Source organism: Paenibacillus sp. LX16, from assembly GCF_036252815.1.
GTDB lineage: Bacteria > Bacillota > Bacilli > Paenibacillales > Paenibacillaceae > Paenibacillus > Paenibacillus polymyxa_B.
The window spans coordinates 5,625,136-5,648,377 of the sequence record NZ_CP141152.1 but is presented as its reverse complement, the minus strand read 5'-3'; the positions used below and the strand labels follow the sequence as shown (position 1 = coordinate 5,648,377).

15 protein-coding genes are annotated in these 23,242 nt (G+C 46.9%); 8 read left to right on the top strand and 7 right to left on the bottom strand.

The genetic code is table 11. The features are described 5' to 3' along the window. Positions 1-23: 23 nt before the first annotated feature. Positions 24-1,565 (bottom strand): family 43 glycosylhydrolase, encoded by a 1,542-nt coding sequence (locus T3H97_RS25305; protein ID WP_328801241.1) that lies wholly within the window; start codon positions 1,563-1,565, stop codon positions 24-26. A gap of 403 nt (positions 1,566-1,968) precedes the next feature. On the opposite strand from T3H97_RS25305, the gene hmpA reads away from it, so the two are divergent. Beyond that, positions 1,969-3,198 carry an NO-inducible flavohemoprotein gene (hmpA, locus tag T3H97_RS25300; RefSeq protein ID WP_328801240.1) on the top strand — a complete coding sequence of 410 codons (1,230 nt, stop codon included), beginning with the start codon at positions 1,969-1,971 and terminating at the stop codon, positions 3,196-3,198. Between the two features lie 112 nt (positions 3,199-3,310). Here hmpA and serS read toward each other — a convergent pair whose 3' ends face one another. Then, positions 3,311-4,600 carry a serine--tRNA ligase gene (gene serS / locus T3H97_RS25295; RefSeq protein WP_328801239.1) on the bottom strand — a complete coding sequence of 430 codons (1,290 nt, stop codon included), beginning with the start codon at positions 4,598-4,600 and terminating at the stop codon, positions 3,311-3,313. A 523-nt stretch (positions 4,601-5,123) separates the two neighbouring features. Between serS and T3H97_RS25290 the strand changes: the two genes are divergently transcribed. The 4 genes from T3H97_RS25290 to T3H97_RS25275 all read left to right on the top strand — a co-directional run bounded on the left by T3H97_RS25290 (position 5,124) and on the right by T3H97_RS25275 (position 12,549). After that, positions 5,124-7,676, top strand: a complete 2,553-nt coding sequence (locus T3H97_RS25290) for a DUF2339 domain-containing protein (protein ID WP_328801238.1) — start codon at positions 5,124-5,126, stop codon at positions 7,674-7,676. 162 nt (positions 7,677-7,838) lie between these two features. Beyond that, positions 7,839-9,188 (top strand): sodium-dependent transporter, encoded by a 1,350-nt coding sequence (locus tag T3H97_RS25285; RefSeq protein ID WP_013312591.1) that lies wholly within the window; start codon positions 7,839-7,841, stop codon positions 9,186-9,188. Between the two features lie 274 nt (positions 9,189-9,462). Next, positions 9,463-11,421: an acyltransferase family protein gene (locus tag T3H97_RS25280; protein WP_328801237.1), complete on the top strand. Its 1,959-nt coding sequence runs from the start codon at positions 9,463-9,465 to the stop codon at positions 11,419-11,421. 195 nt (positions 11,422-11,616) lie between these two features. After that, complete coding sequence (locus tag T3H97_RS25275; protein WP_328801236.1) at positions 11,617-12,549, top strand: polysaccharide deacetylase family protein; 933 nt, start codon at positions 11,617-11,619, stop codon at positions 12,547-12,549. A gap of 78 nt (positions 12,550-12,627) precedes the next feature. Here the strand turns inward: T3H97_RS25275 and T3H97_RS25270 are convergent, their stop codons facing one another. The 3 genes from T3H97_RS25270 to T3H97_RS25260 form a co-directional block, all read right to left on the bottom strand. Beyond that, the gene (locus tag T3H97_RS25270) at positions 12,628-13,755 is read right to left on the bottom strand and encodes a glycoside hydrolase family 88/105 protein (RefSeq protein ID WP_250240813.1); all 1,128 of its coding nucleotides are present in this window, start codon (positions 13,753-13,755) and stop codon (positions 12,628-12,630) included. A 48-nt stretch (positions 13,756-13,803) separates the two neighbouring features. Continuing rightward, on the bottom strand, positions 13,804-15,336 hold the full coding sequence (locus T3H97_RS25265; protein ID WP_328801235.1) for an MFS transporter: 1,533 nt from the start codon (positions 15,334-15,336) through the stop codon (positions 13,804-13,806). A 112-nt stretch (positions 15,337-15,448) separates the two neighbouring features. Then, positions 15,449-16,801, bottom strand: a complete 1,353-nt coding sequence (locus T3H97_RS25260) for a right-handed parallel beta-helix repeat-containing protein (protein ID WP_103047203.1) — start codon at positions 16,799-16,801, stop codon at positions 15,449-15,451. Positions 16,802-17,132: 331 nt separating this feature from the next. Here T3H97_RS25260 and lepB point away from each other — a divergent pair, with 331 nt between their 5' ends. Continuing rightward, positions 17,133-17,753: a signal peptidase I gene (gene lepB / locus T3H97_RS25255; protein WP_250240810.1), complete on the top strand. Its 621-nt coding sequence runs from the start codon at positions 17,133-17,135 to the stop codon at positions 17,751-17,753. A gap of 73 nt (positions 17,754-17,826) precedes the next feature. On the opposite strand, the gene T3H97_RS25250 is transcribed toward lepB, so the two are convergent. Together T3H97_RS25250 and T3H97_RS25245 are read right to left on the bottom strand one after the other, a co-directional pair. After that, positions 17,827-18,657 carry a carbohydrate ABC transporter permease gene (locus tag T3H97_RS25250; protein ID WP_013312583.1) on the bottom strand — a complete coding sequence of 277 codons (831 nt, stop codon included), beginning with the start codon at positions 18,655-18,657 and terminating at the stop codon, positions 17,827-17,829. Continuing rightward, positions 18,657-19,553 (bottom strand): carbohydrate ABC transporter permease, encoded by an 897-nt coding sequence (locus T3H97_RS25245; RefSeq protein WP_103047205.1) that lies wholly within the window; start codon positions 19,551-19,553, stop codon positions 18,657-18,659. The genes T3H97_RS25250 and T3H97_RS25245 overlap by 1 nt, the downstream gene beginning before the upstream one ends. Before the next feature lie 122 nt (positions 19,554-19,675). Between T3H97_RS25245 and T3H97_RS25240 the strand changes: the two genes are divergently transcribed. Together T3H97_RS25240 and T3H97_RS25235 are read left to right on the top strand one after the other, a co-directional pair. Continuing rightward, a complete protein-coding gene (locus T3H97_RS25240; RefSeq protein WP_328802876.1) occupies positions 19,676-21,535 on the top strand; it encodes a cache domain-containing sensor histidine kinase in 1,860 nt (619 codons plus the stop codon). Further along, positions 21,528-23,174: a response regulator transcription factor gene (locus T3H97_RS25235; RefSeq protein ID WP_328801234.1), complete on the top strand. Its 1,647-nt coding sequence runs from the start codon at positions 21,528-21,530 to the stop codon at positions 23,172-23,174. The genes T3H97_RS25240 and T3H97_RS25235 overlap by 8 nt, the downstream gene beginning before the upstream one ends. Positions 23,175-23,242: the final 68 nt, after the last annotated feature.

Sequence of the window (23,242 nt, the reverse complement as noted above, 5' to 3'; positions counted from 1 at the left end):
AGGCAATATTCCAAGTGTGAAGGTTAATTGCCAAATAATCTTACTTCATGCACCGTCGGGGTATACCAGTTGTTCGGATTATTAAATAGCACTGCATTTACAAGATTAATTCGCACATAGCGAGCTTGGATATTGACTTTGTCACTGGTAAAACCATACGTGGTATTACCTGTACGATCTATCGTGGAGTAGTTAACTCCATCCGTGCTGTATTCAATTTTATATTTGTAATATGCTTCAGATCCTTTGTACATAAACCATGAAATATCCACTTCGCTGATGGTCTTGGTACTGCCCAAATCGACCTGCCACCATGCGGGCCAGGATGCGGAAGTAGCCTTCCACGAGGTTTGGGGGTTGCCATCGTTCGCCAGTGAAGCTGGAGAACCGGATGCTGCTGAGCTAGCAGTCGCTGTTTTGCCCTGTGCATGATTCACAAGGGACGGTAGAATTACTGTGCCTGTCGCAGCATCCAGATCCCAGCTACTGTACCAGTTCAAGGTTGCTGTCTTGTTGGAGTCATTCAGAGTTAGTGGCAACCAGATGAATTTGTGGTCGCTCAGATTGAGCGGATTCCAGCGATCGCCCATATAGATGTAGCTGGTTCCTGCGCTACCTGTAATCGTGGCGATGGAATGGATTTGCGAGCCGTAAGCCGCCGGATCACCGAAGGGCGACAGAGCAGACCAGCTTCCAGTCATGGAACTGGCGGTTGCGTAAGCGCCCTGATTCGGATACCAGCCGGATGCCTGCGAGGTGAACAGGTAGTAGGTATTGTTCTTTTTCACAACAGCAGGAGCTTCGCGATAGCCATTTTCAAAAATCCAGCCAACGAACGACTGCACGCTTGTATAATCGGCTGTCAGCTTGAAGATCGCCATCGTATCGTTGGCGCCGCCATTTTTACGAGAAGCTGTAATAAGGTAGCCGCTACCGTCAGTATCCGTGAACACCGTCATATCCCGAGACTCGTAATTCAGCGGGCGGAAGCTGCCTTGGTAGGCAAAATTTCCGTCGGGTGTATCGCTGGTAGCGACGGCTACACGACCGAGTGAGTAGTCCGTGCCATTTTCATAGTGCGCCCATAGTACATATTTTCCGGTGGTTTTGTTGTAGATGACTTTGGGACGCTCGATTTTGCTGGAATTCAGCTCAGGGGCGGAATCTTTGGTGAGAATACTGCTGCGGAAGGACCAATTTTTCAAATCGGTTGAGGTATATACGTTCACTTTTTCAAATTTCCAGTTTTCGGCGTGCTCGCCGTACCAATAATAAGTAGAACCTACTTTTAGAATATTACCGCTGTTCGCCTGAATTGGGTTACCTGCGGTGTCTTTCCAATCCGTTCCGTTCGTAATGGCTGTGCTTGCTGTTGCGCTCAGGGATAGTTCATCATCGGCGACGTCCAAACCATTCAGCGCTTGGTTTGCCTCGGTCCCGTAGGTTGCTTGCGTAACGCCTGTTGTATTGGCATGGGCTGTATCGGGTTGAAGACCCGCACTGGCCACTGCGAATAGGATACAAATCCATACGGCTAACCATTTGCTGCTGTTGATCCACTTCACGATATCGTCTGCCTCCTTTAACACGGATAGGATGGGTCGGAATAGCTTGTCCGGCACCTCATTTTCGATTTTATCCTAATTGGAAGCGTTTACAAGTGGAATAAATTGAAGTCTTTAGCATGGTGAAAATGTTGTTAGGAGAAAGGAGGAGTCTGATCACTACATACAAAATGGGTATATAGATATTTGAAACTTTGGGGAAAGCTCGTCAGTTTGTAGGAAGTGTTTGTAATTGTGCGTTTTGTCATTGACACGTTCACATTATTTCAAATTTAAAGTGACTGGAATCACATAAACAGTTACTTTATGTGGGTATACTTGGTTTTAAATTGAGGATTAACAAATGGGACATATGTTGAAATACCCTTTGTTATCTTATTTTGGAGAGAAGAGGGATACAAAGATGCTAAGTGAGCAAACCATTGCAACGATCAAATCGACTGTACCTGTTTTGGAGGTACACGGAACTACAATCACCAAGCGTTTTTACCAGATGATGTTTGAGGCCCATCCCGAGCTTCTCAATATATTCAATCACGCGAATCAGAAGCAAGGACGTCAACAGGGAGCGCTGGCCAATGCTGTATATGCGGCTGCACAGCATATTGACCGCCTGGAGGAAATTCTTCCGGTGGTACGCCAGATTGCACATAAGCACCGCAGTTTGGGAATTAAGCCAGAACATTACCCTATCGTCGGAAAATATCTGCTCGCTGCGATCAAGGACGTATTGGGGGATGCAGCTACAGACGAGATCATTGCCGCATGGGCCGAGGCCTACGGTGTGATCGCTAACGTATTTATAGACATGGAAGCTGAAATGTACAAGGAGGCTGGACAGCAGCAGGGAGGCTGGTCAGACTTTAAGAGTTTTGTTGTGCAGAAAAAGGTTAAGGAAAGCGACCAAATTACGTCCTTCTATTTGGTGCCACAGGATGGACAAGTGCTGCCTGAATTCGAGCCTGGGCAATATATCAGCTTAAAGATGGAAATTCCGGGCGAACACAATACTCACATTCGTCAATACAGTCTTTCCGATGCACCGGGCCAATCCCACTACCGGATATCTGTAAAGCGTGAGGATGCTGTAGAGTCCCGTCCGGCAGGTAAAGTATCCGTGTATCTGCATGAGCAGGTGCAAGAGGGCGATGTACTTCAAGTATCTGCACCAGCGGGTGATTTTACACTGGATCGGGCAGATCACAGACCTGTCGTGCTGATCAGCGGCGGGGTCGGGCTAACCCCGATGGTGAGTATGCTGTCTTCCTTGGTGAAATCTGCTCCGCATCGGCCTATTACCTTTGTCCACGCAGCAGTCAACGGGGATAACCATGCTCTGCGCAATGAGGTGGAAAAGCTGGTCGCCGCACATGCAGAGGCTACAGTTCGTTGGTGTTACAGCAGACCAACGGAGCAGGATCGGCTGGCACAGGCTTTTCACAAGGAAGGCCGTTTGGATCTGGCCTGGTTACAATCCGTGATACCGGAACGTAACGCACAATATTACTTTTGCGGCCCTGAGGGGTTCATGCAATCGGTATACGGCCTGTTGAAGGAGTGGAATATCCCTACTTCGGATATCCACTATGAATTCTTTGGCCCTGCCAGCGCATGGGAAGCAGAAGCACAATGAGACAATGAGACATCAAAAAAGACGAAGGATATTTATCCTTCGTCTTTTTTGTGAAGATTACAATCGGAAATCCTGCTAATGGTGTACTACTTTTCAAAGTGCGCTCCTGTTTTCATAACAAGGGAGTACGCAAAAATTCCATACCTCGCGGCATATATGGGCGTAAAGCCTCCGGAATACGGATCGAACCGTCCTCTTGCTGGTGATGCTCCAGTAACGGAATCAGAATCCGGGGTGAAGCGACCGCTGTGTTGTTGAGCGTGTAACAATATTTCAGCTTGCCGTCCGCATTGCGGTACCGGATGTTGGAACGGCGCGCCTGGAAATCAAGCAGTTGGGACGACGAATGTGTCTCGCCGTAAGCCTGGCGGCTGGGCATCCATGTCTCGATGTCCACCTGCTTGTAGGTTTTTTGCGCCATGTCGCCTGTACAGACAGCCATCTTGCGATAAGGCAGCTCCAGCTGTTGAAGCAAGTCTTCCGCATTTCGCGTAATTTCCTGAAACATCTGTTCCGAAGCGTCCAGGCTAGCTTCGCAGATGACGACCTGCTCAACCTTGGCAAACTGGTGCACACGATACAGTCCGTGCACATCCCTTCCGGCCGAGCCGACCTCATTGCGGAAACATACGGACACGGCTGCCAGCCGTATCGGGTCCGTAACATCCACGATCTCACCGCTGTAATACGAGACCAGTGGCACTTCCGAAGTGCCTACAAGCCACTGATCCTCTCCTGTGATGCGGTACGTCTGATCCAGTCCAAGCGGAAAAAAGCCAGTACTGCGCATCGCCTCTGCACGTACCATCAGCGGAACATCCAGCAACTGGTATCCGCGTGCAGTCAGCAGATCCACTGCAAGCTGCTGCACAGCCCGATGCAATGCAACCCCTGCTCCCGTCAGATAGTAGTTACGGGTACCGGCTGTTTTGACACCGCGAGGGACGTCGATAAGCTTGTGAAGCTCACCAAGCGCCATATGATCCTTTGGTTCAAATCCGAAGTTTGGAACCGACCCGACCCGCTCCAATTCTACATTATCTTCATCCGATCTTCCCCGTGGCGTATCTGGCGATACGATATTAGGCATCAGAAGCAAAAGCTGTTGAAACTGTTCCTCTACTTCCTGTTGTGGGGCTTCCAGAAGATCTAACCGTCCGTTGATTTCTTTGACCTGCCGCTTCGCCCCTTCTGCCTGTTCACTCTGGCCAGCATGGATTAGCGCGCCAATATCCTGACTGCACTGATTACGCTTCTGCCGAAGCTGTTCCACTTCCTGAAGTAGCTGCTTTCTGCGATCATCTAGGGTCAACAGCTTCGCAACCGATACCTGTATTCCTTTGCCGTCTGCTGCCGTCTGAACTTGCTCTTGATGCTCTCTGATCCATTTGATATCCAACATGACACCGCACTCCTTTTCGGATAAAAATACAAAAAGCGCCCTCATCCACATGGGACGAGGAGCGCTTTGATCTCGCGGTGCCACCCAAATTGACCGGACAGCATGACAGATGTCATGACTCTCCAATCCACTTTGCTCCGCTGTAACGGGCGGGTCCGGTTTACTTAGGTACATATCGCCATATCCTACGCTAACGTATGGTCCTTGGCGTAAACGCCTCCGAGTTGGATGCTCTTCACAGGCATAATATCGTTTGCTTTTTTGTTAGTATACGGATTTTTGGCAGGTTAATCAAGGGCGTGAGTCTGCAACACATCCATGCGGGTTTCATGTTTGCGAAGGGGAAAGGTAGGCTTTATTTCATATGTATATCCATCCTACTTTATCTGCGATCATAAAACTGGAAGAATATTTAAGTAAAAGCCCCAATTTAACGCCCAAAATGGGCTATAGTCTCTATAATGACTTTTTAATTTCATGTAAAATGTAATGATTACCAAAATGGACAGCGATGGAGGAGAACATGGAGGATTTTAAAGATCGTTTACATACGATCCGCCAAGAACAGAACAAGCTGCTCAAGGAGTATCAAACATTAATCGCGGACTATGAAGCCTCAGATATCATTTTGGAGAATGAGGTTCTGCGAAAAAAGTTCGAGGATTATCAGGCTCGCTGCATTCACTTGGAAGAGCGAGTACGACATATTGAGCAGGAAAATGGAAAGCTGCGCACTGCGCTGACAGAGCAAATGCTGAGTGAAAAGGCGAATATGATTCGCATTTCACGTGAAAAGCTGGAGACCTATTTTGCTTCCAGAACCGCAGAAGGGGAAAATCGGCTGACATCCTTTGAATACGGGGCTAAAAACCGGGTGGACCAGCTTATTCAGCAAACTACGCATGAGCTTAAAGAAGATCAGGACGAGATCGTCGCCAGACTGCGACTGTTCTCAGAGGAGATTCGAGACCGAATCATGGAACAGCGCGAGCGGTTTCAGGAGGCCGAGCGCAAATTGCTTCATCAGACGGCAAGCGAGTTCCAGCAGCTCGGAGAAGAAGAGATCAGCGAAGAAACGCTGCAAAAGCGCATGAAGCAAAATCAGTTTGAAATGAAGCTAGGCTTGAACTGGATCAACAAGCTGGGGATTTTGCTCATTATATTGGGTGTGGGAGCCGCTTTTAAATACTCATACTCGAACTGGTTTACAGGAAATATGAAGGGTGTGGCCTTCTTTCTGCTAGGAGCGCTGATGCTAGGAGGCGGCGAATGGTTGTACCGCAAGCAGAAGCAGACCTTTGCGCTCGGTATTTTGGGCGGCGGTATTTCTGTACTGTACGGATCGATTTTTTACAGTTACTTTTTGTTAGAAATCATAGGAATGTATACAGGTATAGGCTTATCCGTACTCGTTACGGTGACCGCTGTGCTACTGTCATTAAGGTATGAATCTCGAACGATATGCTCTTTCGGTTTAGTAGGGGGTTATCTTCCGCTGTTTTCCTATATGGCAGCGAACGGGCTGGAAGGGAACGCCGTGTATATCGCCATGGGCTATTTGTTCCTGTTAAACCTGCTGATTCTACTTGTATCCTTCCGCAAACGGTGGGTCGTCGTGCAATATATTAGCTTTCTGCTTAATACGCCCTTGATGATTGTGCTGGCGTGGTTATCGGAAAGCGCCGTAGCGAGCATGCTGTATGCAGTCATTACATTTGCGATGTACCTCGGGATGACGCTGTGGGTGCCGTTCCGTTTAAAAACAAAACTGTCATGGCTGGATTTCTCCCTATTGGCTCTGAATACAGTCGTGAGCTGTTGCGTTCTGTATTCTCTGTTCGACGATGCAGGCCTGGATGATTACAAAGGCTTGCTGGCCCTCGTCTTTTGCTTGGTGTACGGGGGCTTGGGACAATGGGTCCGTCGATATATTCCAGAGGAGAAACAAACCAAAATATTATTTTATGCGACTTCGTTGACCTTTGCGATCCTTATGGTGCCGTTCCAGTTTGGAGTGAGATGGTTATCCATGGGCTGGTTGATCGAAGCGGTTCTTCTTACATTATATGGGCACCGTTACCGGTTGAAGGAATTGGAACGAGCTGGCTGGGGCATTTTATTACTATGCCTGGGTGCATTCTTTTTCGTCGATTTCCCTATATATCTGTTGTCAGGATTTGAGACGGATTATTTTGGACTCAAATATACGCTCATTACACTGGGAATGTTGATCGTTACTGTCTTCTATGCGATTGAATTTAGCCGTCCGAATGCTTTCAAAAACAATCGGTTGTACGAAATGCATATCATGCAAGGGTTTAAATATGTAGCTTTGGTGAACGTGTATTTCTACCTTTTGTATGAAGCCGGGCATTGGTATAACATCATCTTATCCGACGAGTTTGCTCATTACACCTTATACAAAGTATTGTTGTATACCTGCGTATCGCTGGTGTTGGCTTATTTCCTGCCTAAGGTGAGGTTGCTGTATGATCGGGTGATTAAATACTACAGCTTGGCGTTGTACGTCATAGGCTATGCGCTGGCACTGGTGATCACCGTAACGGTTCCAACCTTGCATGAAAATTATGCGCAAAATACGGCTGCTGATTATGTGGCATTGGTGGTACTCGGAGCCTTTAATGTGCTGGTATTCTTCAGCAGCAGGGATTTCCTGAACGCACTGATGACCCGACATTATAGAAGTAACGAGTTGTATCCGGTCATTATGGGTGTATATTTGCTGGGCATCATAACCGCCTTTCTCGGAGTTCAGTTCCGCCTGGGGGATGCAGGTCTTGTGTTCAGTCTGGTGTATTTGCTGCTGGCCATTTTGTATATTGTATACGGCTTCCTCAAGCGAGTGATCTACATTCGCAGATTTGGATTGGGCTTGACCTTGCTGTCGACAGGTAAGCTGCTGTTGTATGATCTACGTCTGTTAACGACAGGAAGCACGATTGTAGCCTACTTCTCTTTTGGTGTTGTACTGTTGACGATTTCGTATATTTATCAAAAAGTATCTAATCGCATGGGAGAGACCATAATAAAGAAGGATGTTGAAGAAAATATGTAGTTTTCTGTTGTATTTTGTAGATACCGAACATTATGAAAATAAATCCGGTAATAGTGAAAAATTATGCATGACCTTACATCCTACTTACGCTATAATGAGTAAAAATTATTTATGTACGCATGCTCATGTTTATGCGTAAGTAGAGAGAATGAGGGGGATATAATGAATTTGAGCAAGGGGCAGAACAGCCTGTCTGATAAAAATGAACGCTTCTCGTCTGCTGGATTTATATTGGCGGCGATCGGAAGTGCGGCAGGACTAGGTAATATTTGGAAATTTCCGTATATTACAGGACAATATGGCGGAGCTGCATTTTTCTTATTGTTTATTGTCTGCCTGTTGCTTGTTGGTTTGCCTGTACTTTTAGCAGAGCTTGCGCTTGGTCGTGCAGGTCGAGGAAGTGCTGCTTCTGCAATGGTAAAAGTAGGCGGTCATCCGATTTGGGGCAAGATGAGCATCATGTTTGTTATCGTGCCGTTTGTTATCTTGTCGTTCTATGCCATTGTAGGAGGCTGGACACTGCATTATGCCGTAGAGGCATTTAGCGGAAATCTGTTTTCAAATAATGATTTTGCTGGACAGTTCGCTTCTTTTTCCTCCGGCTATGCGCCGTTGGTTTGGCTGTTAGTTGTTTTTGCATTTACAGCAGTCGTGGTTACTCTTGGGGTATCGAACGGGATTGAAAAGTTCAATAAAATTTTGATTCCTGCCAAGGTCATCCTGTTGCTCGTGTTGATGATTAACGCTCTTATGCTGCCAGGCTCTGGTGCGGGCGTATCCTTCTTTCTGAATCCCGACTTCTCTAAGCTAAGTATAGAGTCTGCATTGGTTGCTTTGGGACATGCCTTCTTCTCACTCTCACTGGGGATGGGAATTATGATCACGTACGGTGCGTACGTGGATCGCCGTCAATCGCTGGGTGGAGCCATGCTGGCAGTTGGTGGCGGAGATTTAATCTATGCGTTTATCGCAGGTATGATTATTTTCCCTACAACCTTCTCCTTCGGAATTAATCCGGCTCAAGGACCATCGCTGGTTTTCATTGCTTTGCCGGCTGCTTTCTCGGCAATGCCTTTTGGTGCCTTCTTCGGCGGTTTGTTCTTCGTACTGCTGGCGGTTGCTGCATTAGGTTCTATGGTATCCTTACTGGAAGTTCCAGTAGCCTATGTCATGGAGCGTATGCGTTGGAGCCGGGTTCGCTCGGTTATCGTCGTATCGGTCCTGTGCTTGATGCTGGGCGTCCCTTCTGCATTGTCCATGGGGCTGGTGCCGGAACTAAAAGTAGGGGATAAATCATTCTTTGATTTCGTAGACTTTACCGCATCCAACATCTTCTTACCGTTAGGCGGTTTGTTGATTGTTATATTCACAGGTTATTACTGGAAGACTGCGGCTGAGCATGCGAACATCAAACCCTTCTGGTTCAACGTATGGTTATTCGGTCTTCGGTATGTTGCACCGATCCTGATGTTGTTGGTCTTCCTTCATACCTCAGGTATCATCAAATTTTAAGAGAATAGAATACTAATAAAAAGGCATTTTCTTCCTAAGGGAAGAGATGCCTTTTTTTGTATATCTATCAGTGGTTACCTAACTGTGGAAAGGAATGATATAATAAAAACATTGTCATTAATTTTAACTTCATTGAAATCATTACGATTATGAAGTTTTATATAATGAATGAAAAGGCTACAGGGCATCGCAGACGATGTGCAGGAGAGGGAAAGGGCAGAAGAGCATTGAAACAGACAGGGAGCTTGAATTTGCAAGAAGGACGGCGGCTGAAATGAAGTCTAATCGGTTGTCGTCACAACGTCGTTATATGCCAGGTTTGGATGGTTTAAGAGCGCTGGCGGTCATCGCAGTCATTGTGTATCATCTGAATTCGGATTGGTTGCCAGGTGGTTTGTTGGGTGTAGGCGTGTTTTTTACTTTGTCGGGGTATCTGATTACAGATATTTTGGTGAGTCAGTGGGATACATATCATAGTTTTAAAATGAAAGATTTCTGGTTGCGTCGTGCCAGAAGGTTGCTGCCTGCCATGTTGACGGTTGTGGCTGTCATTGTCCTGTGCTCGTTGCTTTTCGATCCGTCACGGCTCACGGCCTTGCGCGGAGATGTACCTGCCGCATTGGTGTATATGAGCAATTGGTGGTTTATTTTCCATCAGGTTTCGTATTTTGAAAGTTTCGGCCCACCTTCTCCGCTTGGGCATCTGTGGTCGCTGGCGGTGGAGGAGCAGTTTTATATCCTGTGGCCCTTACTGCTGGCGCTCGGGCTAAAATTCATGCCCAAGCGTATTGTGCTCGCAGGCTGGGTAACTTGTCTGGCATTAATATCTGCGCTCCTGATGGCCGTGATTTACGTACCGGGAAGCGACCCGAGCCGGGTGTATTACGGCACGGATACGCGTGGATTTGCTTTACTAATTGGTGCGGCGCTGGCCTTGGTGTGGCCAAGCGGCAAGCTGAAAGAGCAAGCTTCTGCTAAGGCGCGTATGCTTCTGGACAGCATCGGTGCAATAAGCTTGCTGTTGCTTTGTCACTGGGCGTGGGCCTCGAATGAATATGACCCATCTCTGTACCGGGGCGGCCTGCTGGGCATAGCTTTAATCACTGCTATTGTGGTCGCAGCGTTGGCACATCCGGTAAGCCACCTTGGTCGTCTGCTTGGAATCAAGCCGCTACGTTGGATTGGAGCCCGTTCCTACGGACTGTATCTGTGGCATGTTCCGGTTATCACGCTAACGACGCCTCAGGTAGATACCGATGGCGTGCATGTGCTGCGTATCATTTTACAATTGCTAGCTACCGTATTGCTGGCGTCTCTCTCGTTTAAATATATTGAGGAGCCGATCCGTCATGGAGGATTCCGCCACTGGACCACAGGAATCCGTTCTGCGGTTCGTAGACAGGCGCGGTTGAGATGGATGCCTACAACTACAGCGGCTGTGCTGTTTGTAGGTATTCTCGTGGGTACCGTCCACCTGTACGTGGCTTCTCCTGATGCAACTATTCAGGCGGCATCAAGCGATGAGAATCCAGTCGCAAAGGCAAAGGCGATGCCACCGCTTCACGGAACGGTATCCGTGGCTTCCAAGGAGCCCCAAGCCATCAAGCTGCAAGGGTCCGAGGGCAGCAAGGCGCAGACCCCAGTCCCGTCTCAAACCCAGACGCCTAAGAATACGGCGGTCCAGGCTGGTACTACGGACGATGTTACGAAACCGTCGGAACCTTCGGACAAACCCAAAGAAGCTACGCCTATGACAGGTGATGGCTCGAGTGTTACCGCCATTGGAGACTCTGTCATGTTGGATGTACAGTCGTACATTCAGGAATCCTTCCCGGGAGCTGTTGTAGATGGGCGGATCGGCCGTCAGATGGCGGAGGCGCCTGCCGTACTGGAGCAGCTAAGACAGAACGGACAGTTGGGTAAGACGGTTATTATTGAGCTGGGCACGAACGGCGCTTTCACCAAGGAACAGTTATCCGATCTGTTGGCTAGCCTGAAGGATGCGAAGCGTATTATACTTGTGAATACCCGTGTACCTCGGCCATGGGAGAGCATTGTGAACAAGCATCTTGCCGAAGCAGCGTCCCAGGACCCGCGAATTACAATGATTGACTGGTATGCAGCCAGTTCTGGTAAAAATTCATATTTCGAGCATGACGGAGTACATTTAAAACCTAAAGGTGCTAAAGCTTATGCGTCCTTGTTGGCTCAGGCCTTAACGAAGCAATCGTAATAAACTGCAATGATACTCATAAATTATGTAAATGCAAGACAAGAAAGCCACCGGGAGTAGGTTGTCCTCTGGTTGAAGCACATCCCTAAATTTTCATCGGCTAAACCTAAGGGTTTTCCAATGTCTATTCTAAGGTGTGTACATCAACCCTGATCCGGTGGTTTTTCTTATTTTAGTATGGAGGTACATAAGCTAATGGAAAAGGGCTATTCACATAGTAGGACAATGGAGCACCGCTTGAAGAGGAACAGAAAAAGACTCATTTGGATTGCTATTTTATTATTTGTGGCAGGTTGTATTACTTTCATTGCAATAAAGGTCTCAGATAACAAAACACATGCGCCAACACAGGAGCTTGCTAAAAAGACAGATTCCGTATCCAAGGACTCATCAAAAGGTAAAGCGGTCTCTCCAAAAAGCGACCCCGAAGTAGAAGATGGTGCCTTTGTCGAAAAATATTTAAAGCAGCAAATGCTAGGGCAGATGCCCGATGGAGCCGATGGTAAAAAAGTGGCCTACTTATCCTTTGATGATGGTCCATCCGTGACGGTAACACCTAAAATATTGGACATTCTGAAAAAACAGAAGGTCAAGGCAACCTTTTTTATCGTAGGAAAAGAAGCCGATGAAAATGAACATACCAGGAACATTATTAAAAGAATTGTTAAAGAAGGTCATGCGATAGGAAACCACACGTACTCTCATAATTATAAGTATTTATATCCTAACAGGCGGGTAAGCACGGACCATGTTATGCAGGATATTGAGAGGAACAATAAGGTGTTAAAAAGTATTCTGGGGCCAGAATTCACCACAAGAATGATCCGGTTTCCGGGGGGCCACATGACATGGAATAGAAGAGATCCACAGGGGATGGCTGCTTTGGATAAAGTTTTACTTCAAAAGGATTACCATCAGGTAGATTGGAATGTATTAACGAAGGATGCAGAGGGAAAATCCAAGAAAGCACCCGCACTAATCAACCAATTTATGAGATCAGTGAAAGGTCGAGAAAAAGCCATCATACTCATGCATGACACCTATGGTAAAGAAGAAACTGCAAAAGCCTTGCCGCAAATCATAGAGTATTTAAAGAAGCAGGGATATGAGTTTAAGGTTATGAAGTAAGATATGTTTATATATAAGAAAAGGACGGGGCTGATGGCCACCGTCCTTTTTGCTATTAAGGTATATCGTTCGCGTGTTTTAGATGCGTTCTGCTTCACCCATCGCCTGAATGAAAGCTCCGATACCTTTGGGATCGTTGGTTATAATCGGCTCGCTGATATAGTAAGCGAAGGTACCATCCCGACGATCTTTACCACCCAAACCGCTTACTTGCACCGTTTTGTTCAGATTCACGAGTCCTTCTTCAGTGATCGTGATAAATTCATCGATAATTCCCTTACGGATGATTTCTGCCTCTTGACGATATTGCTCTGGCAGATAGCCTTTACGAACGCCCTTGGCAATAGCATAAAGAATCATGCAGGAAGCAGAGGCTTCCAGATAGTTGCCTTTCACATGGCCCAGGTTGAGTACTTGATAAAAGACTCCACTTTCTTTATCACGCACTTTCAGCAGGGCTTCCAGTGTTTCCGTCAGCATATCAATCAGGACGGGACGGTCTGCATGATCCTCTGGAATATAGTCCAGCACGTCAACGAGTGCCATAACGAACCAACCCATCGAGCGTCCCCAAAAGTTCTTAGAGCAGCCTGTTTCCGGGTTGCACCAATGCTGCTCACCCTTCTCATCCCAAGCATGGTAGAGCAAGCCTGTTTCAGGATCACGGGTATGTTCGTAGCAGAGCTTGAATTGCAGGGTCACATCGTCAAACTCTGACGGATCTCCGAATTCACGGATAAATTCAGCGTAGAACGGGGCACCCATGTACAAGCCGTCGAGCCAAATTTGATACGGATAAATTTGCTTATGCCAGAATGCACCCTCGCTTGTGCGTGGGTGTTTTTCCAGCTGACTGCGTAATTGGTAGGCTGCCTTTTTGTATCGTTCATCTCCTGTGGCACGATACAGAGAGAAGAGCAGCTTGCCGTTGTTCACGTGGTCAATGTTGTACTCATCTACTTTATAGCGCTGAATGACGCCATTCTCGTCAACAAAATGGTCCATATGTTTTTTTATATATTCCATATACTTGGGATCGCCTGTCAGTTCGCCAACCCATTCCAGGCCTCTGTAAATGACGCCGTGGTCATATTCCCATTTTTCGTAAAATTCCGGGCTCCGTTGCAGAACGGAATCGCTCATACGTACAGCCCAAGAATCTGTTTTTGTAGGACTGGTGGTTGGTTGTGATGTTGGATTTGCCATGATACAGTCACCTCTTTAGTAAATGTTTAATGTGTATTGTTATTGTTGTTACATAGATGGAGTGTGTGTCTTAGGGTCAACAGGTTTGTTCTTGAAGCCCACATTATTGTTACCCCAGCATCGATCATAACTGAAGCCTGTCAGCTGCTCGAACACTTTGCGAGCTTCCGGTTTGGCTGATTTCATGGAGCCACCGTTTTTGAGGCGGTCAATTTCGGCGATTAGCTTCTTGTGGCTGTCAATATCCAGCTTCATCACGACAGAAGCAATCATACCGATGATCGCGAGAACGATGGTACCGACCACGAGCACATAAAAGATGGCGTGCTGAGCAGCGACTGGCTGACTATCAGCCCCGGATACAAAGCCAAAATGCTGTAACACCCAGCCGAGAATGAAGACGACAACGGCCCGCACCATTTTCCCGGCAAAAGTCATCATACCTGCATAAATACCTTCCCGGCGACGGCCGGTCAACGCTTCATCCACATCGGCAAGGAACGTGTATTGATTCCAAGGGATGTAGTAGACGCCCCCAGTACCAAGCCCCATGAACAGGGTGATGACATATAGCCATACCATCGTATTAGAGGCTCCCGTTATATAGAGCAGGCCATAACCTGCTACGCTAAAGCAAACGACAACGAGTGCGGCGATAAAAGGCATACGGAACCCTTTACGCACGCAGAATTGGATGAAGAAATAGGTAGAAATCAATTGAATGACAGAGTTAAAGCTGTTCAAATTGGATACCATCTCCGAGCTTTGGAACAAGGAGAAGACAATAAAGTACGTAAAAGCAGAAGTAAATAGCCACTCAGCTGAAAAGCCGCCCAGGTACATCCCGAGATGATGACGGAACGTCTTGACCCGGAAGGTAGAGGAAATGTCGACAAACAACTTTTTCATCGAATCGATAAAGGAAAGCGGAGCTTCACCTTCCAGTTCCTTTTGCAGTTCCTCACTTGGACGTTCCCAGGAGTTTTTGTACAAGAATGCCATCGCAATCAGCAGAATAGCTGCAAAAACGAGACCGGTATAAAAGAAAGGCAATGGAGAGTCTTTGCCATACTCGGCAATAAAGCGACCAGGGATAAAAGCAGCGGCAAAATTGGCAATTTTGCCAAACATGGCCTTCCATCCGGTTAATCTGGAGCGTGCGCCGAAGTCGCGGGTCATCTCTGACGCTAGTGCTTCATACGGCACCATGACAGAGGTATATACCAGTTCAAACAGCACGTACGTACTCAGGTAATACCAGAAGCCCAACCCATCTACCCAAAGCATCGGATACACGAGCATCAGCGGGATACCCATCATGATGAAAAAGCGTCGTCTGCCGAATTTACGGCCCAAGCGGGTCCGGTGAAAGTTATCGCTGATAAAGCCCATGACCGGATTGCTGACTGCATCTATGATGCTAGCAACAGAGAAAATGGCCGCGGCCTGAACGGGAGACAGTCCGCAAAAGGTTGTATAAAAGTACATTAACCATGCACCGCTAATCGCAAGTGCGCCACTTCCCAGCATGTTACCGCTTCCATAGGCGAGTGTATGTTTCAGTGTGATTCTTCGTTCCATGATCTGTTCACCTCATATTTTGTCTGGTTATGAGGACAATCACCGGTCGCTATATTATGCAGAATTGTCTAAGTTGGTAGATGGGCCAGGGCGTCCTGATTAGGCGGGGCTTTTAACGTGCCCCTATATTTTTTCCGCTCGGAGTACCCGAGCCGATCAGATCGCTTCCTTTGGCCAGCTTAAGGAAATCACCGAGCTGGATGGAACCGTCTGCACTTCGAGTGATAGAAGGCGTGAGGCTAACAAAGTCGTCTGCACTGACTACCAGACCTTTGGCATTCGTCGATTTCTTGTTTTTCCACCAAACGCTAGAGTCGTCCTGATCTGTACCGCTTGTTTTATCACTTGCTGTTCCTTCAAAAGAAAGATTGTTAATGAACACGTGATCACCCTTGTCAAAAGCAAAATTACTTTGTCCATTGTCCCACGAGGTATTATTGGTCAACGTAATGCTGCCGGGGTTGCTATTGTAGGTGAAGCCGTGTTTTTTGTTCTGGAAAGCAATACTGTTTTTCACAATATGGTTGACTTTGATTTTGTCTCCACCCAGCTTAAAGCCATTGCCGTCGCTGTTCGCGGTAGACGTTCCATCTGCGGTCTGCCCGTTGTGGTGGGCCACACTGTTCAAAATGGTTACTTCACCGATGGGACCCGTTTCGGTTTTGCTATACAAATCCCAGCCATCGTCTACGTTGTACGCAGCCAAGCAGTTATCAAACACATTGCCTGATCCCACAGTCAATTTGGCAGCGAAGCCATCGGCATCCTCACCATTATCGGGGTCAGCGTTATCGTGAGAGTAAGAATTCAAAATCAAATTGTTCGAAGGCCACTCACTAGTGGAAGCGTTAGGGGAGTAACGTCCAAGCTGAAGTCCAGTATCCCGGTTGTGGTGGGTTTCCACGTTTTCGATTCGGTTATTGCTGCCGCCGATATAGATACCATTATCTCCGGCACCCTTTACTTCAAGGCCTTTTACCAGCCAAAAGTCTCCGTTAAGCTGAAGTCCACGATTGGCTGAACCAAAGGCTTGAGCAGAGAAATCAAGTACCGGCTTTTCACTACCGTAAGCGACCAACCCTTTGAGTGAGCCGTTATTGCCGCTATTTTCACGCTGAATTGTAATCGTTGAGGAGTAGGTGTAGTTACCACCGCGCAGGTAAATGGTTTTACCAGGAGCAATTTGTGTAAGTGCTGCTTCGAGCGTGGTAGGACTGGATATTGTACCCGGATTGGACACGTTACCATTTGGCGCCACATACAAATCTCCTGCCGCTAACGTTGTGGAGACAGTGGTTGAGTCGGTTGTACTGACTGCCTCTTCTGTGAGTGCGGAAGAAGGGATGTCGTTGGACAACGTATCTGCGTAAGCGGTTCCAATAAGGCAAGAAGAAGCAAAAACAAAAGAAACACCGAGTCTTAGAGCGTTAAAGCCGGTTTTTGGACGATCATTTCGTTTAAACATGTAATTTCCTCCTTATTTGAGCTCATATTTTAAAAGAAGATAGCATCTATAAAAGTGGTTCATGCTGTCTTTCCACTAAAAACAGGACACCTCCCAGGGGGACAGATTGATCTACCATTAGTCCAAAACGCTCTAAGAAGTATATGCACAGTGTAATATATGTTAACGTTTGCATCAACAGTTTTTTACTGTTTTTTTGATATTGTGAAAAAAAGTTCACACTTTTGTTTCAACTAAAAATGCAGTTTTGCCAGACTGGGAAAATTTGATTATACTTAAACATTATACATATAATAGGAATGAAAACTGTGAGAAAGGGTGGGTTTAGCGCATGGAGAGTGGAAATCATTTGACGGATTCAACTGTCGAACAATTGCAGGAAAAGCAGCCACGAGTGAAAAATGAGATGATCGATTGGCTTAAGGCCATTATTGTAGCCATTGTGCTCGTGTTCATTATACGTTGGCTATTATTTGCGCCATTTATTGTTGAGGGAGCGTCCATGGAACCGAATTTCAAGACAGATGAACGAGTAGTCGTGAACAAGGTGATTTACGATTTTCGTGATCCCAAGCCGAGTGAGGTTGTTGTATTCCATGTGAGAAAGGAACAAAGAGACTTTATAAAGCGTGTTATTGGGGTGGCTGGCGATACGATTCGGTATCAAGGCGACAATCTTTATGTGAACGGTAAGAAAGTAGAGGAGTCATACATTCAGGGAGCTATTCAGGATGCGCACGCCAAGGGAGAACTATATAACAATGTGGACTTTCCAAATGGAACCATAACCGATTCCAAGGTACCTGAGGGGTATATATTTGTGATGGGTGACCACCGCAATAATAGTAGGGATAGTCGTGCTATTGGCTTTGTTTCTATTAAAGATATTGTTGGCCGTGCGGATGTGATTTTTTGGCCGGTGGATAGCGCGCAATGGGTTAAGCATAAATAATATAAGAGCGCCTAAGAGAGGAGGGATTCCTCACTTAAGGCGCTTTTTATTTTATAAACTCCGAATACTTGACTCAGCCTTTGACGGCTCCAGCGACGACGCCTTTGACAATGTATTTTTGCAGAAAAATAAATACGATAATCGAAGGCAGTACAGCCATTACCATCGCGGTCATGGCATATTGCCAGTCGGACGTATACTGCCCGACGAAGGTGTAGGCGGCCAGCGTCAGCGTCTTGGTGCTAGGTGAGCCGTTAACCATGAGAAGCGGAAGCAGAAAATCGTTCCAAATCCACATCACATCGATAATAACAATGGTGGCGGTGACTGATTTCAGCAAGGGAAAAATCACGGAAAAGAAAAGCCGGAAGCCTGAGGCCCCATCGATTTTGGCGCTTTCGTCAATCTCAGCCGGAATACCTTTCACGAAGCCGTGATAGATAAACACGGCCAGCGGTGCACCGAAGCCCCAATACAGCAAGCCAAGTCCCCAAGTGCTGTCTGCCAGATTTAAGTCTTTTGCCAGTCGCAAGACAGTGAGCATGATGGACTGAAACGGGATCAGCATCGGCATAATGCACAGCATGTAAATCACGGAGCTCCATTTGCTTTTGGTTCTTGCCAGCTTGTAGGCCGCGATGGAAGATATCAGTACGATACCTGCCAGTCCGACGACGGTGATAATGGTGTTATTCAGAAATAGGCGTGGATAGTCAATGAATTTCCATACATATACGTAGTTATCCAGCGAAAGCTGCTTGGGTAGTGCAATGACGTCGGTCATGACCTCAGCGAAGCTTTTGAACGAATTGTTAATGGCGAGAAACAGCGGGTACAAAAATAACAGTGATAATACAATCATGCCCGCTTCTAGCAAAATACGTCCCGTACGGCTGCGTTGCATCAGGCTTCAACCTCCCTGCGTTTGAAAATAGACAATTGAATAATCGTAATGATCAGGACTGCAACGAATAAAATCAATGCTTTGGCTGTTCCGTAGCCATACAGATTGTTCTGGAACGTGTCCCGGTAAATATCATACGCAATGCTGTATGTCGTACCTCCCGGCCCACCGCCGGTCAGAGATAAAATGACATCAAACACTTTGATCGAGTTGGTCAGTGCCATGAAGACCGAGATCGTAATGGAAGGTGCGAGCATCGGTAGAATAATACTGAAAAATCTCCGAATTGGCCCCGCGCCATCAACAATGGCAGCTTCTTTTAGATCCTCTGGCACAGATTGCAAACCTGCAATATAAATGACCATGTAAAAGCCAATGGATTGCCAGATCGATACCGCCAAAATGGAAATAAACGCGAGCCCTTCCTCACCCAGCCAGCTTAGCTGGAAGATGCCCCAGCCTGTACTCTGTCCCAGTGACTCAAAGCCTTGCATGAAGATGAATTTCCATATAAAGCCGACAATCACGAGACTGAGGATATAAGGGATAAAGAAAGCCGCTCGCAGCCAAGCCGAGCTTTTCAGCTTCATGTCGAGAACGAGTGCCAGCAAAATGGCCAGCACATTCACCAATACAATGTACAGAATGGCATACTTGACGGTAAACCAGGCTGCATGTGCAAAATTGGCGTCCCCAAGCAGGATTTGCTTGAAGTTATCCAGACCTACAAATTTCGGATGTTTGGATATGCCGTTCCACTTGGTCAGGGAATAGCGTATCGTCATCAAAAACGGAATATAAAATGCAATCGTAATGCACAGGATTACGGGCAGTGTGAATAAACCGAATTCCAGTTTACTGCCCTTGTCGCCCCGAGTTCCCCTTTTTTTCAGCATAACGCACCTCTTTTTCTCAACATTTTCCGATCTTTCGCTCCAAGCTGTTTAAGATATAATGAAAGTATAGGATAGCCCCTAGGGCCGGACCAATGGATTTAAGAAAACAGTTGAGGGTAAAAATGTGTACGCTTTCAAAAGGGGCGGTTATCATGATGTCAGAGCGTGTAGGAACGATTCTTCGCTCCATGTGGAGGAGGATCACGCAAAAATTAGTGAACAAGCTCATTCTTCTTTTTACCTCGGTGATTATTCTGGTGGTGGGCTCACTCACGATTATTTCCTATCAGATGATTGAAAAGGAGTCGGTTAACCATAGCATCGCCAGCACGACGAATAATCTGCTGCTGGTCAATCAGAATTTGGAGGATTACTTAGAGGGAATGCAGCAGTTGGCCCTTCCGCAGCTTCGTTATAACGATATCATGAACGCCATTGCCAATGAGAACCGGGACTATGCTTCGAGAATGGTCATTGAAAATTACTTGCGCAGTATGTTTTATTCACGTAATGATCTGGAAGCGATCTATCTGTACGTGGCGGACCGACATCAATACTATGTGGTTACCAGGGAGACGTACAACATTACGGTGCGCAAAGGAATAAACACGGATATTCCCAAGCTCCCTTGGTATAAAGAGGCGATGGCTAGTACCACGAACGAATCATTTCAATCCTTTGTAGGGTCCCGCTCTGATATGGGTTATGTGGCGCCTCAAGCAAGCTTTATGGCATACCATCGAGTGCTGAGGTCGATTGCATCCCGCCATCCGCAGGCGGTGCTGTCCTTTTATTACAATACGAGCGCCGTGGACGAAATCATGCAGAACATTCCACTGGGCAAAGGGGACCAATTGATGCTCATGAGCCCTAAAGGGGTTCCCTTTTATGTGAACAGCTTTCCGCTATATGAGCGGATGCGTGATTCTGGAGTGTTGACACAGATCGGCAAGGGAGGAAGCTGGCGAGTAACGTGGTCAGATAGCAGTGGCAACCAGGAGTATTTGGTCGTGTATGATGCTGGCGAAAAGGACGGGTGGCAGCTCATCAAGCCCATCCCATACCGCCAAATTTATGAAGCAGCTACGACAACACGGAATTGGAGCTATGCCATCGGGGCTTTATTTTTAGGTGTGTCTATTATATTAGTGACACTGACCTCGAACGCCATTACCCGACCTTTACATAAGCTGTCCACCCAGATGAAGCGGTTTAGCACCGGGGATTTTGGTGCAACAGCTCCTGTGAAGGGTCATGACGAGATTGCATATTTGTCGCTGCATTTTAACGAAATGGTCCAAAGAACCGAAGAACTTATTAATGAGCGCTATCGCATGAAGCTGGTCGAAAAGAACGCCATACTCAAGGCGTTGGAGGCTGAAATTAATCCTCATTTTCTGTACAATGCCCTGCAAGCCATATCCACACAAGCATTAAAGCGGGAGATGTTCGACATGGCAGATATGGTGGATGCATTGGCCCAAACGTTGCGGTATTCCATCAACGGCAAGGATATCGTAGTTGCCCGCGAAGAGCTCAAGCACATTGAACGGTATATAGGTCTGCAAAAAGCAAGGTTCGGAGCGAGACTGCGGGTCGAAGTGGTATGGGAAGAAACGTTGATGGAGCTGCCGATTCCGAGATTATCTGTGCAGACGTTGGTGGAAAACGCTATCAAGCATGCGTTGGAAAAAGTATCAAGCGATATTCTGATCGTCATTTCAGCCGAATCGAGTTCTACCAATGCCACAATTGCAGTCAGGGACAACGGACCTGGAATTTCAGAGGACAAGCTGAAAATGGTGCTGGATTCATTCCATGAAAAATGGGAAGAACGGGAGAGCGAGCATATTGGTTTGAAAAATCTGAACACACGGTTGAAGCTTTTGTATGGGGATCAGGCAGGATTATTCATACTTACGGATGAAACGGGAACGGAAATGAGAATGCAAATTCCCCGGGGAGGAAGTAGTCATGTATAACGTATTGATTATTGACGATGAAGAGCCGTTGCGCGAAGCCATTCGTATTATCGGGGACTGGGACCGTCTGGGCATCGAACATATTTATGAGGCGACGAATGGAAGGTTGGGATTGGAGCTGTTGGGTCAGCACCACATAGATGTGGTGATGGTCGATATGAAAATGCCTGAGCTAAACGGTATCGAATTTCTTCGTGCCATCGAAAAGGCATATCCCCACCTGCTGACAATTGTCATTAGTGGCTACAATGACTTTGAATTTACACGGCAGGCGATTCAATCCCGGGTGGTAGACTATCTGCTCAAACCTATCAATCGTCAGGATCTGAATCAGGCACTGCGCAAAGCAGTGGACATTCTGGAAAGCCGAGAGCAAAGCAAAAACAAGTTCATTAGCCAGAACATTACGCTGAATATGTCACTGCCGAAGCTGAAAGAGAAGCTATATTTGTCCATTTTGGACGGTAGCTTTAAAAGGCAGGCCAATACGGCGTTGCTCCCATTGATCGGAGCGGATCAGCAGGGGAATCGCTTTGGGGTAATCGTGCTACGGCTGCTGAACAGAGATGAGATTCGCAGGACACGTTTTCATGGCGATGCCGATCTGATGGATTTTGCCGTGACCAATGTGTTAGCTCAGACGTCAGATGAACGGTTGAGTTGTTTTAGCTTCTCCCATCCGCGACGGGAGCGTGAGGTCGTTTCGATCTGTACCCTGGCCCCAGGACAAGAAGAACATATGGCCTTACTATTGGCACAAGTGACACAGAAGGCGGTGGCGAACCTGCATGGGCTGTTCAGCATGGTGGTAGCTGCTGGATTGGGTAAGCTCTGCACAGATGTATTGGAGCTAGCGTCTGCTTATGTGGATGCCAAGACGCTCATTCACAGTACAGATGTGTTGAAGCTGGAAGGGGAATCCATTCTCCATACAGTGCCACGGCAAATGGGTACGTTAGAGGAAATGTCATGGACGGAGCGACTGTTGTCGATCCAAAAGGATGCTCAGACAGGTCAGGCGAACCGGGCAAAGGTACTGCTGGGTGATCTGCTGAAACAATTGGCATCAGGCCCTGTTTTCCGTTTACAGGATGCGGATCGAATGATGAAGGAGTTCCATTTTTTACTGAGAGAAGCTGCGATTGAGTTGGGTGCGTCTACGTCAGCGTTGAATCAAGATGGAGCTTTGGAAGAACTGGAGTACGCGGGGGAAAGCGATTTGTCTGCTGATTTTACGAGCTTTGTCCACTACGGTCAGAGATTGAATCGAATGCTGGAGCTTTACATTGCTGGGGTCCAACATGCTCAAGCGGGGAACCAGCCCTTTGACATAACGGATATCAAAAGGCACATCGACCGTTATTATTTTGAGGATATCAAAATTTCGTTTTTTGCCGAAACCTATTTTTTGAGTCGGGAATACCTGATGAAGCTGTTTAAGCAGCAGTTTGGTTACGGTATTCACGAATATGTACAGAAGGTTAGAATGGACAAGGCGAAGGAGTTGCTGGGTGATTCTAGCCTGAAAATACAGGAAATCTCGGATATGCTCGGCTACAAAGATAAAAATTATTTCAGTAAGGCTTTTCGTAATTATTATCAGGTGTCACCGTCTGAGTATCGCGTGAGCCTGCAATAAACCACTTTTTTACCCTTAACGCTTCACTAATCTGCCTTTTTAAATGGGAGTATATTTTTTAGAATGAG

Coding starts and splice junctions, on each gene's coding strand:
- T3H97_RS25285 (WP_013312591.1), top strand. CDS start 7,839: ATGAATTTGAGCAAGGGGCAGAACAGCCTGTCTGATAAAAATGAACGC.
- T3H97_RS25280 (WP_328801237.1), top strand. CDS start 9,463: ATGAAGTCTAATCGGTTGTCGTCACAACGTCGTTATATGCCAGGTTTG.
- T3H97_RS25265 (WP_328801235.1), bottom strand. CDS start 15,336: ATGGAACGAAGAATCACACTGAAACATACACTCGCCTATGGAAGCGGT.
- T3H97_RS25290 (WP_328801238.1), top strand. CDS start 5,124: ATGGAGGATTTTAAAGATCGTTTACATACGATCCGCCAAGAACAGAAC.
- lepB (WP_250240810.1), top strand. CDS start 17,133: ATGGAGAGTGGAAATCATTTGACGGATTCAACTGTCGAACAATTGCAG.
- hmpA (WP_328801240.1), top strand. CDS start 1,969: ATGCTAAGTGAGCAAACCATTGCAACGATCAAATCGACTGTACCTGTT.
- serS (WP_328801239.1), bottom strand. CDS start 4,600: ATGTTGGATATCAAATGGATCAGAGAGCATCAAGAGCAAGTTCAGACG.
- T3H97_RS25270 (WP_250240813.1), bottom strand. CDS start 13,755: ATGGCAAATCCAACATCACAACCAACCACCAGTCCTACAAAAACAGAT.
- T3H97_RS25260 (WP_103047203.1), bottom strand. CDS start 16,801: ATGTTTAAACGAAATGATCGTCCAAAAACCGGCTTTAACGCTCTAAGA.
- T3H97_RS25275 (WP_328801236.1), top strand. CDS start 11,617: ATGGAAAAGGGCTATTCACATAGTAGGACAATGGAGCACCGCTTGAAG.
- T3H97_RS25240 (WP_328802876.1), top strand. CDS start 19,676: ATGTGTACGCTTTCAAAAGGGGCGGTTATCATGATGTCAGAGCGTGTA.
- T3H97_RS25250 (WP_013312583.1), bottom strand. CDS start 18,657: ATGCAACGCAGCCGTACGGGACGTATTTTGCTAGAAGCGGGCATGATT.
- T3H97_RS25245 (WP_103047205.1), bottom strand. CDS start 19,553: ATGCTGAAAAAAAGGGGAACTCGGGGCGACAAGGGCAGTAAACTGGAA.
- T3H97_RS25235 (WP_328801234.1), top strand. CDS start 21,528: ATGTATAACGTATTGATTATTGACGATGAAGAGCCGTTGCGCGAAGCC.